Source organism: Streptomyces sp. RKND-216 (genome assembly GCF_004795255.1).
GTDB classification, from domain to species: Bacteria; Actinomycetota; Actinomycetes; order Streptomycetales; family Streptomycetaceae; genus Streptomyces; species Streptomyces hazeniae.
In genome coordinates, this window is the sequence record NZ_SSBQ01000002.1 from 4,230,812 (window position 1) to 4,242,562 (window position 11,751).

An 11,751-nucleotide genomic window follows, 5' to 3' on the forward strand; every position below is an offset into this window, starting at 1 on the left:
TCGGGCGTTCCGGGCCCGTTCAGGCGGCCGCCACTCCCGCTGAGCAGCATCCGCAGGGGACCCTCCGGCGGCCCCTGACCAGCGCCTCGACCGGCGCTCCTCCGTACTGCGACCCCGGGAGAGACCGCATGACCCGCACACGGCCGCACCGCCCCGGCACCGACCGCCGTACCCTGCTCGCCGCGCTCGGCGCCACCGGTGTCGCCGCCGGCCTGGGCACCGCCCTCGGCGCGGGCGGCGGGACGGCGAACGGTTCGCCCGCCGTCCCGCCGCAGGCGCGCCCCGCCCGGCCCGCCGCCGCAGCACCGTCGGCACCGGCGCCCTCCACCCTGGCCACCGCGGCCGCCCCGCAGGGCACGGGCACCTACCGGCGGCTCGCCGCGGGCCCGGGCTGGGGCCGCGTCGTCCGCGAGGACCTCGCCGCGGCCCGCCGTACCCGCGCGGAACGGCGCACGGTGCTGGCGTCGTGCGTGCAGCTGACCGACCTGCACGTGGTCGACGTGCAGCATCCGCTGCGCAGCGAGTACCTCCGCTTCGCCGGGACCAAGGGCTGGCGCCCGCAGGAGGCGCTCTCCGTCGCGGGAGTGGTCTCCCTGATCGAGCAGGTCAACGCGCTGGACGGCGGCCCGGCGACGGGCGCCCCGCTCGACTTCGTGATGACCACCGGCGACAACACCGACAACAACTGCACCGCCGAACTGGAGTGGTTCCTCACCGCCATGAGCGGCGGTCGCGTCACCCCGGACACCGGCGACCCGGCGGGCTACGAGGGCGTGCAGGACAGCGGACTTCCGGTGTACTGGCACCCGGAGTCCGGGCGGCGCGATGGGTACAAGGACCTCGGCTTCCCGCGCCTGGACGGCTATCTGGAGGCCGTCCGCCGCCCGGTGCGCAGCCCCGGCCTCGCCGTCCCCTGGTACGGCACCGTGGGCAACCACGACGTGCTGCCCGGCGGCTGCTACGCGAACGGCGACGACTTCCTCACCGAGTTCGCCGTCGGCGACCGGAAGCTCTTCTCCCTGCCGCCGGATCAGGCGGCGGAGCTGCACCGGCGCATCCGTGAAGGGCTGGACCCGGACGGCGAGCTGTTCAAGGAACTGCTGCGCGCCCACGCCCGGGACATGCGCACCGTCACGCCCGACCCGCGCCGGGCGCCGTACACACCGGCCGACTACGTCCGTGCCCACCTGGACCCGCGCTTCACCGGTCCCGGACCGGCCGGGCACGGTTACAGCGAGGCGAACCTCGCCGAGGACCGGCTCTACTACAGCTTCCGCATCGCCGACGGTGTGCTGGGCGTCAGCCTCGACACCACCCGGCGCGGCGGCCACTACACCGGCGCCGTCGACCGCACGCAACTGCGCTGGCTGGGGCGGACGTTGCGGGAGCACCGCGACGACCGGGTGCTGGTCTTCAGCCACCACACCTCCCGCACGACGCCCGAGGGCGGGGACGAACTGGTCGCGCTGCTGCGCCGCAACCCGCAGGTCGTGGCCTGGGTCAACGGCCACAGCCACCGCAACGAGATCACCCCGCACGGCACCTTCTGGGAGGTCTCCACCGCCTCGCACGTCGACTTCCCGCAGCTCGCACGGACGATCGAGCTGACCGACAACGGGGACGGCACCCTGTCGCTGTTCACCACGCTGATCGAGTCCGCGGCCCCGCACGGCGTCGAGTACGGCGACCTGAGCCGGAGCGGCCTCGCCTCCCTCTACCGGGAGCTGGCGTTCAACGCGCCGGGGCGCCGTACGACGCTGGCCGGGGAGCCGGGGGACCGCAACACGGAGCTGCTGCTGCCCCGGACCTGACCCGGACGCCACCCCCGTGCGCGACGAGGGTGACGGGCGTGACGAAGGTGTGCGGATACCGGGCACGGACCGCGTGCGACGGCGGCGGGACGCGCAAGATCGTCTAACGTCGGCGCCGATGTCCCTCCGCACCGCCGTCGCCCTCGTGCTGGCCGCCGCCGCCGTGGTCGTGGTCTCCGTGCACTCCTCCACCGCCGCCGATCTCCGGCACGCCCCCACCCGGGAGGCCATGGCGGACCTCGTCGAACGGGAGCGCGTGCCCGGCGTGCTCGCGCGCGCCGAGGACGACGGCGAGGTGTGGCACGACGCGGCAGGCGTGGCCGACCGCACCACGGGACGAGAGCGCCGTCCCGCCGACCGGTTCCGGATCGGCAGCATCACCAAGACCTTCGTCGCCACCGTGCTGCTCCAGCTGGAGGCGGAGGGACGCCTGGACCTGGACGACCCGGTCGCCGTCCACCTGCCCGGCGTCGTCCGCGGCCACGGCAACGACGGCCGCCGGGTGACGGTGCGCCGGCTGCTCAACCACACCAGCGGCATTCACGACTTCACGCACGACCCGGCGTTCCGCGACCGGTACCTCGGCGACCGGTTCCTGGACCACCGCTTCGACACCCGGACCGCCCGCGAGCTGGTCCGGATCGCGATGCGGTACCCGCCGGCGTTCCGCCCCGGCGCCCGGTGGGCGTACAGCAACACCAACTACGTGCTCGCCGGGATGGTCGTCGAGGCCGTCACCGGCAGCAGCTACGCGCGGCAGATCGAGCAGCGGGTGCTGGTCCCTCTCGGACTGCGGCACACCACCCTGCCCGGCACGGCCGCCACGCTGCCCCGGCCGCACGGAAGGGCGTACTCCACGTTCTACCGGGGACGCCCGGACGAGGGCCGGGGGCGACCGGTGCGCGACGTGACGGCGCTCGACCCGTCGGTGGCCGGCGCGTCCGGCGAGATGATCTCCACCGCCGGAGACCTCCTGACCTTCTTCCGGGCGCTGCTCGGCGGACGGTTGCTGCCGGCCGAACAGCTCGCCCAGATGACCGACACCGTCCCGACGAGCGGCTCCCTCCAGGGGCGGTCCGACCGGTACGGGCTCGGCATCCGCGCCCGCGAACTGCCCTGCGGCACCACGGTGTGGGGACACGCCGGCGACATCCACGGCTCGCTGTCGACCGTCGCCGCCACACGGGACGGCGGCCACGCGACGGCGTTCAATCTCAACGCCGACTGGGCGCCGCACGGCACCGGTGCCCTGCTGGAGGCCGAGTTCTGCGCCGACGGGTCCTGACGGATCCGGCGCCTCGGTAGCGGACCCCTCAGCGCGGCAACACCAGTACGTACGCGGCGGGTTCACGGTCCTCGGCGGCCATCAGGGCTGTCCGCACCACCGCAGCCTGCAACTCGGGCGCCTCGCGCAGCGCACGCGGCGTGAGGTGCACGACCGTGATGCCGAGCCGTTCCAGCGACTCGCGCTGCTGGGCATACGCGTCCCAGAGCCCTTCCGTACCGCCCTCGTCCCCGGGGATGTGCCGGTGGGTGCGGGCGTCGATGGACAGCGCCACCGCCTCGTCCGGCCAGTAGGCGTCCACGCCGCCCAGGTGCGGGCCGCCGGGCAGCCGCAGGTCCACGTTCCAGCACGGGTCCGGCACGCCCTGCGTGCGCACCAGGTCGTAGAGGCGCGCCTCGGCGACCGTACGCCCCTCCGCGACGATCCGGTCGACGGCGTCCGCGACGTGCGGGGCGGTCAGCAGGCGTGCGGCCTCCAGCTCCCGCATGAGCGTCTGGGCCTCGCAGTGGCCGTCCCGCACGGCCTCGGTCAGCAGCCTGCCGACCGTCTCCGCGTCGTCGAGGTCGGCGACGGTATCGGCGAGGGCGCGTTCGACGGGGGCGACGGGAAGTCCGGCGATCTGCTCGGGCTCCGGCAGGTCGCCCCCGCGCACGACGCGGGCGAAGCCGGCCGAACGCAGTCGCCGGGTGGCGGGCACCAGCACGTCGATGCGGTCCAGCGCGGGCAGGGGGCGCGCGGAGGTGAAGCCGCGCAGCGCGAGGGCGGCGGGCCCGGTGATCATCGCGTCGATGCCGTGCGGGGTGGTGCGGACCGCCGGGCCGTGGCCGCTCTGGGTGGGGATGGTCTGCCGGCGGAGGGTGTGGAGCAGCGCGGCGTGCAGCCGGTCCTCGCTGGTGGGCGGGCCGGGGTGAAGCAGGAAGACGCCGGGGAGCAGCATCCGCCACGGGCCGCCCGGCCTGCAGTGCTCGCTCGCCTCCGCCGCGCCGACACCGTGCGCCCGCAGCATCGAGGCGGTGAGCACGCGGGCGGGCGACCCGCCGGCCGGGCCGTCGGCGTGCGAGCCGGAGTGGCCGAGCCGGTCGAGCCGGTTGAGCTCGTGGAAGGGGCGGGGAGTGAGGGGGATGTCGTACGTCATGATCGTGCGATTCCCGCACGGGCGGGCCGGGATAACCGCTGTTACGCGGTCGTCGACAAAGCCGGACAAGGCTGCACTAAAGTACGCATGTTCGAGTATCGTTCAGGCGTTCCGGCGCCCGGAGGTACCCCGCCCTGCGGCGTACCTCCGGGCCGGGAACGCTCAGCGCCTCCGCGCTCCGCGGAGAGCGGCGCGGCCCGGCGTCCGGTCTACGCGGTGCCCGTCTCGTCGCATGCGCGGCCGCGGAGGGCGCGGGCGAGGTCGTCGCGGGCCTCCAGCACGAGGCGGCGGAGTGCGGGTGCCGCGTCCTCGTGCGAGGCCAGCCACGCGTCGGTCGCGTCCAGCGTCGCCTGCTCCGCCTGGAGCGACGGGTAGAGGCCGCGCACGAGCGACATGCCGATCTCGATCGACCGCGACTCCCACACCTCCTCCAGCGCCGCGAAGTACCGGGCCGCGTACGGCGCGGTCAGCTCGCGCTGCTCCGGCTGGTGGAAGCCCGCGATGGTCGCCTCGACCAGCGCGTTGGAGAGCCGGTCGGTCGCCACGACCGCGTCCCACGCCTGCTCCTTGACCTCCGCCGAGGGGCGGGCGGCGAGCAGCCGCACCTGGTGCCGCTTGCCGGACGCGGTGTTGTCGCGGTCCAGTTCGGCGCCGAGGACGGCGGCGTCCGCCCGGCCGTGCACGGCCAGCGGCTCCAGGAGCGTCCAGCGCAACTCCTGGTCGACGTCCAGTCCGGGGATGCGCTCGGTCCCGGCGAGGAGGCCCTCCAGCAGCCGGAGGTCGTCCTCGGACTCGGCCAGTCCGGCGAAGAACCGGGCCCAGGCGAGCTGGTGGCCGCTGCCCGGCTCGGCGGCGCGCAGCAGGCGCAGGGCGCCCTCGGCCAGCGCACGGCCGCTCTCCGCACGCCGCCGGGCGGCGCTGTAGTGCACCAGCGCGGTGCGCGACCAGGCGTGCAGCATCTGGAGGACGCCGATGTCGGTCTCGTCGCCCGCGAACCGCAGGACCATGCCGAGGAAGGCGTGGGCGGGCATCAGCGCGTCTCGCGTCATGTTCCACAGCGCGGACCAGCACAGCGCCCGCGCGAGGGGGTCGGTGATCGCGCCGAGGTGTTCGCGGAGCGTGGCCAGCGAGGCGTCGTCGAAGCGGACCTTGCAGTACGTCAGGTCCTCGTCGTTGAGCAGGATCAGGTCCGGACGCTCGGCCCCGGCCAGCTCCGCGATCTCGGTGCGCATGCCGGTGACGTCGGCCTCCGTGCGGGCGTAGCGGGTCAGTGCCCCGCTCTCGTCGAGCCGGTAGAGGCCGACGGCGACACGGTGCGGGCGCAGTACCGGGTGGTCCTCCGGCGCGTCCTGCACGACGGCGAGTTCCGCGAGCCGGCCGTCGGCGTAGTACGTGGCCTCGGGGGTCAGCGAGTTGACGCCGGCGGTCTGCAGCCACGCCTTCGCCCACTCGCCCATGTCGCGTCCTGAGGTCTCCTCCAGCACGGAGAGCAGGTCGTGCAGGCGGGTGTTGCCCCAGGCGTGCCGCTTGAAGTAGCGCCGTGCGCCCTCCAGGAACGCGTCCCGGCCCGCGTAGGCGACGAGCTGCTTGAGCACCGAGGCGCCCTTGGCGTAGGTGATGCCGTCGAAGTTGAGCTTGGCGTCCTCGAGGTCGCGGATGTCCGCGGTGATCGGGTGCGTGGAGGGGAGCTGGTCGGCGCGGTACGCCCACGACTTGCGGCGGTTGGCGAAGGTGATCCAGCCGTCGGAGAAGCGGGTGGCCTCGACCATCGACAGCGAGCCCATGAAGTCGGCGAACGACTCCTTGAGCCACAGGTCGTCCCACCACTCCATGGTGACGAGGTCGCCGAACCACATGTGCGCCATCTCGTGCAGGATGACGTTCGCCCGGCCCTCGTACGACGCCTGGGTGACCTTGCCGCGGAAGACGAACTCCTCGCGGAAGGTGACGCAGCCGGGATTCTCCATCGCGCCCAGGTTGTACTCCGGGACGAACGCCTGGTCGTACTTCCCGAAGGGGTAGGGGAAGTCGAAGTGGTCGTGGAAGAAGTCCAGGCCCTGCTGGGTGATCGTGAAGATGTCGTCCGCGTCGAAGTGCCGGGCGAGGCCCTTGCGGCACAGCGCGCCGAGCGGGATCTCCAGCTCCGTGCCGTCGTCGAACCGGCGCCGGTAGACGTCCGTGACGTGGTGGTACGGGCCCGCGACGACGGCCGTGATGTACGTCGAGATGGGCTGGGTGCGGGCGAAGCGCCGCACCGAGGAGGCGCCGTCGTCCAGCGGCTCGGCCTCACCGGTCTGTACGCCGTTGCTCAGCACTGTCCAGGACGCGGGCGCGGTGACGACGAAGTCGAAGGGCGCCTTGAGGTCGGGCTGCTCGAAGTTGGCGAACACGCGCCGGGCGTCGGCCGGCTCGTACTGGGTGTAGAGGTAGACCTCGCCGTCCTCCGGGTCGAGGAAGTGGTGCAGCCCCTCGCCGGTCCGGCTGTACGCGCAGTGCGCGTCGACCACCAGCTCGTTGTCCGCGGCCAGGCCGTCCAGGGTGAGGCGGGCGCCGTCGAAGGAGGTGTCCGGGTTGAGCGAGCGCCCGTTGAGTGTCGCCGAGTGCAGCTCGGGGGCGATCAGGTCCACGAACGTGGACGCGCCGGGCTCGGTGCAGCGGAAGCGGATCGTGGTGGTGGAGCGGAAGGTGCGTACGCCGTTCGCCGGGGTCGCCTCCCGTGCGGAGCGCAGGTCGAGCGCCACCTCGTATCCGTCCACTGCGAGCAGCTCCGCACGCCGCCCGGCCTCCTCGCGGGTCAGATTCTCACCGGGCACGTCGTGACTCCCTCGTCTCGCATACCGAACATCGAACACCGGACACCGTGGGATCATCGCATGCCCTTTTCCGCCCCCGCAGCGGGGAATGCCCTCGGCCGCCGGTACGTTCCCCCGGGCGGAACGGTAGACCCACCGCACCACCGAATGGCGAGGAGGCCACCGGCATGCCCGAGAAGACGACCGCCGACTTCTGGTTCGATCCGCTGTGCCCCTGGGCATGGCTGACCTCCCGCTGGATGATCGAGGTCGAGAAGGTGCGGGAGGTGCGGGTCCGCTGGCACGTGATGAGTCTCGCGGTGCTGAACGAGGACAAGCTGGACGACCTGCCGGAGAAGTACCGGGAACTGATGAAGACCGCCTGGGGGCCGGCCCGCGTCTGCATCGCCGCCGAGCAGGAGCACGGCCCCGAGGTGCTCGGCGGGCTCTACGCCGCGCTGGGCACCCGCTTCCACAACCAGGCCCTGGAGAAGGACCGTGCGACGGTCGAGGCGGCCCTGGAGGAGGTCGGCCTGCCCGCCGCCCTCGCCGATGCCGCGGACTCCGACAAGTACGACACGCAGCTGCGCGCCTCCCACGCGGAGGGCATCGACCTGGTCGGCCAGGAGGTCGGTACCCCGGTGATCGCGGTGCCGGGGGCGGCCGGTGAACGGATCGCGTTCTTCGGCCCGGTCGTCACCCCGGCCCCCAAGGGCGAGGCGGCCGCAAGGCTGTGGGACGGCACCCTGATGGTCGCCTCCACGCCCGGCTTCTACGAGATCAAGCGCACCCGCGACGAGCCCCCGCGCTTCGACTGAGCACGGCTCGCGTAGCCTGCACGCGCAGAGGGGCGGCTCCGGTGTGTCACATCCACACCGGGGCCGCCCCCTTTTCCGTTCTCCCGCCGTGCCCGGTGATAGGTGAGAAGACGATCACGAGGAGCGGGAGTCCCGGGGGCGCCGGTTACGGCGCCAGCAGCAGCGTGTTCGCGCGCTGCTTCGCGGCGGTGTAGCGGGCGGCGACGTCCTGCCAGTTCACGACGCGCCACATCGCCTCGACGAAGTCGACCTTCTGGTTGCGGTACTGCAGGTAGAAGGCGTGCTCCCAGGCGTCGAAGACCAGGATCGGCACCGATCCCTGGCCGACGTTGCCCTGGTGGTCGTAGACCTGCTCGACGACGAGGCGCTCACTCACCGGCTCGTACGCCAGCACGCCCCAGCCCGAACCCTGCGTGGTCGCGGCGGCCTTGGACAGGTGGGCCTTGAAGCGGGCGAAGGAGCCGAACGACTCGGCGATGCCGTCCGCGAGCTCGCCCGTGCCGTCCTTCTCCAGCGGCTCGCCACCGCCGTCGCCGGTCATGTTCTGCCAGTAGATGCTGTGCAGGATGTGGCCGGACAGGTGGAAGGCCAGGTTCTTCTCCAGGCCGTTGACCGTGCTCCACTGGTCCTTGTCGCGGGCCTCCTCGAGCTGTTCGAGGGTGTCGTTCGCCCCCTTCACGTACGCCGCGTGGTGCTTGTCGTGGTGCAGCTCGATGATCTCGCCGCTGATGACCGGCTCCAGCGACGCGTAGTCGTACGGCAGTTCCGGCAGTGAGTAGGTCGCCATGCCTTCTTCTTTCCCTCCCAGGCTTGTTGCAAGTCTCTTGCAACAGAAAGCTATCAGCAAGAGGGCGCAACGCAGCGGAGCGACCCCTCCGAGTGAAGGGGCCGCTCCGCTGCCGGGGAAACGCGCTGGTCAGCTCTTACGGGCCGCCGCGGTCTCCTTCTCGGACGCGTCCTGCTCGGCGGCGTCCTTCTGCGCTTCGGCGTCCGCCTTCGCCTCCGTCTTGGCGAGGGGGGCGTCCGGAGCGACCGAAGCCGGAGCCGCGGAACGCGGCCCGGCCGGCGACACGGACGCCGACCCGCCCAGCAGCTTCTGCCGGATCAGGCCCGCGACGACCAGCGCGGCGGTCAGACCGCCGGTGAAGTACAGCTGGGTGCGGGTGCCCTCCTCGCGGGCCATCAGCACGAACACCGCGAGCATCGCGGCCAGGGCCACGTAGGTCAGCACGGGGAACGCCCACATGCGGACGACCAGCTTCTCCGGCGCCTCACGCTCGAGCCGGCGACGGCTGCGGATCTGGGAGACCGCGACGAAGCCCCAGACGACGAGGACGGCCGCGCCGATCATGTTCAGCAGCCAGGTGAAGACCGTGTCCGGCCACCAGAAGCTCAGCAGCACGGCGAAGAAGCCGAACACCGACGAGGCCAGCACCGTGCGGCGCGGCACACCGCCCGAGGCCTTGCCCAGGAAGGCCATGCCCTGGCCTCGGGTGGCCAGGGAGTACGACATGCGGGAGGCGCCGTAGATGTTGGCGTTCATCGCGGACAGCAGCGCGATCAACACGACCACGTCCATCACCGTGCCCGCGGCGGGCACGTTCAGGGAGTCCAGCGCGGCCGCGTACGGGCCGTCGGCGACCGCCTCGGAGTTCCACGGCACCAGCGTGACGATGACGGCGACCGAGCCGACGTAGAAGATCGCGATGCGCCACATCGCGGTGCGCACGGCCTTCGCGACGCCGCGGACCGGGTTCTCCGACTCGGCGGCCGCGATGGTGACGGTCTCCAGACCGCCGTAGGCGAACACGGAGGCCAGCAGGCCCAGGATCAGGCCCTCCGAGCCGTTCGGGAAGAAGCCGCCCTCACCGAAGAGGAAGCTGCCGCCCGGCGACTGGGTGCCCGGCAGCAGACCGAGCACGGCCAGCACGCCCAGCACCAGGAAGCCGACGATGGCCAGCACCTTCAGCAGCGCGAACCAGAACTCGTACTCGCCGAAGTTCTTGACCGCGGTGAGGTTCGAGCCGGTGAAGAGCACCATGAAGAGGGCGACCCACATCCACGACTCGGTGCCCGGGAACCATCCCGTCATGATCGCGGCCGCGCCGATGGCCTCGATGGCGACGACGACGCAGAGCAGGAACCAGAAGATCCAGCCCACGGTGAAGCCCGCCCACGGACCGATCGCCCGTTCGGCGTGCGTGGAGAAGGACCCGGAAGAGGGGTGTGCGGCCGACATCTCGCCCAGCATCCGCATGACGAGCATCACCAGCAGGCCGGAGGCCGCGTAGGCGAGGATCGCGGCCGGGCCGGCCGCGGCGATGGCGGTGCCGGAACCGACGAACAGGCCGGCGCCGATGACGCCGCCGAGGGCGATCATCGACAGGTGGCGCTGCTTGAGGCCGTGCGAGAGGTGCGTGGGGGAGTGAGCCGCGTCGTCGGCCCCGGTCGGGGGCGTCGACTTTTCCGTTGCGGTCATGAAGGAGGTGCCGTTCCTTGGAGCTGCCGGGCGGATGGACTGCGGAACTGATCGTTCCGACGGCCCAGTGTCGACAGGCCCCGGAGAAACATCAATAGTCGACCATGGCGTTCCAGCATCCGGACACCCCGCCGTCACGCCGCTGACCAGCGGACCTCCAAGGCACCTGTGCGCGCGGTGTCGCCAACGTCACGCCGTTCGACGGCCGGAAGCACCGCGCAGGTCGGCTAGCGTCGGTCCGTCCGCGTGTAGCAACCAGGTACCGGAGTGAAGCATGTCCGTGCTGTCCAGCCCCGCCACCGCCACCCGCCCCGGCGCCGTCCTCGCCGACGCGCTCCCCGCCACGAGCGCCGGCCGCGCCCGGGTGCGCGACGCCGCGCTCGTCCTCGGCGGCGCGGTGCTGACCGGACTGGCCGCGCAACTCTCCGTGCCGGTGCCCGGCTCGCCGGTGCCGGTCACCGGGCAGACCTTCGCCGCGCTCCTCGTCGGCACCGCACTCGGCGCCCGCCGCGGCTTCCTCTCCCTCGGCCTGTACGCCGTCGCGGGCGTGGCCGGCGTGCCGTGGTTCTCCGAGGGAGCCGCCGGCTTCGGCATGCCCTCCTTCGGCTACATCCTCGGGATGCTGCTCGCCGCGACCGTCGTCGGCGCCCTGGCCCGCAGGGGCGGCGACCGCAGCCCGCTCCGCACCGTGGGCACGATGGCCGCGGGCACCGCGATCATCTACGCCGTCGGTGTGCCCTACCTCGCCCTGGCGACCGGTATGACGGCGACCGAGGCGATGGCCGCCGGGCTGGTGCCGTTCCTCGTCGGCGACGCCCTCAAGGCGGCCCTCGCCATGGGCGCCCTGCCGACGGCGTGGAAGCTCACCGGCCGCCGCGACTGACGGGACCGGCACACGGCCGGGGCCGAGCCCTCATTAGACTGCGCGGCATGCGCGTCTACCTCGGCTCCGACCACGCCGGCTACGAACTCAAGAACCATCTCGTCGACTGGCTGAAGTCCGCGGGCCACGAGCCCGTCGACTGCGGCCCGCACCTCCACGATGCCCAGGACGACTACCCGCCCTTCTGCCTCCGCGCCGCTGAGCGCACCGCCGCCGACAGCGAGGCTCTGGGCATCGTCATCGGCGGCTCCGGCAACGGCGAGCAGATGGCGGCCAACAAGGTCAGGGGCGTCCGTTGCGCCCTGGCATGGAGCCAGGAGACCGCCGCGCTGGCCCGCGAGCACAACAACGCCAACATGGTCAGCGTCGGCGCCCGCATGCACAGCACCGAGGACGCCGTGGCGTTCGTCGAGACCTTCCTCGGCACCCCGTTCTCCGGCGACGAACGGCACATCCGCCGCATCGACATGCTGTCCACCTACGAGGTCACCGGCACCCTTCCGCCGATCCCCGCCCACCACCCCCAGCAGGACGACTGACCATCCGGC

At 72.4% G+C, this 11,751-nt stretch carries 9 protein-coding genes; 5 read left to right on the plus strand and 4 right to left on the minus strand.

Annotation, left to right across the window (positions count from 1 at the left end; genetic code table 11):
* Positions 1–128 precede the first annotated feature (128 nt).
* Entirely contained in the window at positions 129–1,811 is a 1,683-nt protein-coding gene (locus E4198_RS18435) for a TIGR03767 family metallophosphoesterase (protein WP_136184135.1), read from the plus strand.
* Positions 1,812–1,929: 118 nt separating this feature from the next.
* Complete coding sequence (locus tag E4198_RS18440; RefSeq protein WP_136184136.1) at positions 1,930–3,096, plus strand: serine hydrolase domain-containing protein; 1,167 nt, start codon at positions 1,930–1,932, stop codon at positions 3,094–3,096.
* A gap of 28 nt (positions 3,097–3,124) precedes the next feature.
* On the opposite strand, the gene E4198_RS18445 is transcribed toward E4198_RS18440, so the two are convergent.
* Together E4198_RS18445 and pepN are read right to left on the minus strand one after the other, a co-directional pair.
* Positions 3,125–4,231 (minus strand): hypothetical protein, encoded by a 1,107-nt coding sequence (locus E4198_RS18445; protein ID WP_168711467.1) that lies wholly within the window; start codon positions 4,229–4,231, stop codon positions 3,125–3,127.
* A gap of 209 nt (positions 4,232–4,440) precedes the next feature.
* Positions 4,441–7,044, minus strand: coding sequence for an aminopeptidase N (pepN, locus tag E4198_RS18450; protein ID WP_136184138.1), 2,604 nt, complete (start codon positions 7,042–7,044; stop codon positions 4,441–4,443).
* Positions 7,045–7,211: 167 nt separating this feature from the next.
* Here pepN and E4198_RS18455 point away from each other — a divergent pair, with 167 nt between their 5' ends.
* On the plus strand, positions 7,212–7,841 hold the full coding sequence (locus tag E4198_RS18455; RefSeq protein ID WP_136184139.1) for a DsbA family protein: 630 nt from the start codon (positions 7,212–7,214) through the stop codon (positions 7,839–7,841).
* A gap of 145 nt (positions 7,842–7,986) precedes the next feature.
* Here E4198_RS18455 and E4198_RS18460 read toward each other — a convergent pair whose 3' ends face one another.
* Positions 7,987–8,628: a superoxide dismutase gene (locus tag E4198_RS18460; protein WP_136184140.1), complete on the minus strand. Its 642-nt coding sequence runs from the start codon at positions 8,626–8,628 to the stop codon at positions 7,987–7,989.
* A gap of 129 nt (positions 8,629–8,757) precedes the next feature.
* The gene (locus E4198_RS18465; protein WP_136184141.1) at positions 8,758–10,320 is read right to left on the minus strand and encodes an amino acid permease; all 1,563 of its coding nucleotides are present in this window, start codon (positions 10,318–10,320) and stop codon (positions 8,758–8,760) included.
* Between the two features lie 274 nt (positions 10,321–10,594).
* Here E4198_RS18465 and E4198_RS18470 point away from each other — a divergent pair, with 274 nt between their 5' ends.
* Together E4198_RS18470 and E4198_RS18475 are read left to right on the plus strand one after the other, a co-directional pair.
* Positions 10,595–11,203, plus strand: a complete 609-nt coding sequence (locus tag E4198_RS18470) for a biotin transporter BioY (protein WP_136184142.1) — start codon at positions 10,595–10,597, stop codon at positions 11,201–11,203.
* A 47-nt stretch (positions 11,204–11,250) separates the two neighbouring features.
* A complete protein-coding gene (locus E4198_RS18475) occupies positions 11,251–11,742 on the plus strand; it encodes a ribose-5-phosphate isomerase (protein ID WP_136184143.1) in 492 nt (163 codons plus the stop codon).
* The last annotated feature ends 9 nt before the right edge of the window (positions 11,743–11,751 follow it).

Excerpts from the sequence above, each read along its gene's own strand:
- E4198_RS18435 (WP_136184135.1), top strand. The coding sequence starts at position 129 with ATGACCCGCACACGGCCGCACCGCCCCGGCACCGACCGCCGTACCCTG.
- E4198_RS18465 (WP_136184141.1), bottom strand. The coding sequence starts at position 10,320 with ATGACCGCAACGGAAAAGTCGACGCCCCCGACCGGGGCCGACGACGCG.
- E4198_RS18445 (WP_168711467.1), bottom strand. The coding sequence starts at position 4,231 with ATGACGTACGACATCCCCCTCACTCCCCGCCCCTTCCACGAGCTCAAC.
- E4198_RS18475 (WP_136184143.1), top strand. The coding sequence starts at position 11,251 with ATGCGCGTCTACCTCGGCTCCGACCACGCCGGCTACGAACTCAAGAAC.
- E4198_RS18460 (WP_136184140.1), bottom strand. The coding sequence starts at position 8,628 with ATGGCGACCTACTCACTGCCGGAACTGCCGTACGACTACGCGTCGCTG.
- E4198_RS18440 (WP_136184136.1), top strand. The coding sequence starts at position 1,930 with ATGTCCCTCCGCACCGCCGTCGCCCTCGTGCTGGCCGCCGCCGCCGTG.
- E4198_RS18470 (WP_136184142.1), top strand. The coding sequence starts at position 10,595 with ATGTCCGTGCTGTCCAGCCCCGCCACCGCCACCCGCCCCGGCGCCGTC.
- E4198_RS18455 (WP_136184139.1), top strand. The coding sequence starts at position 7,212 with ATGCCCGAGAAGACGACCGCCGACTTCTGGTTCGATCCGCTGTGCCCC.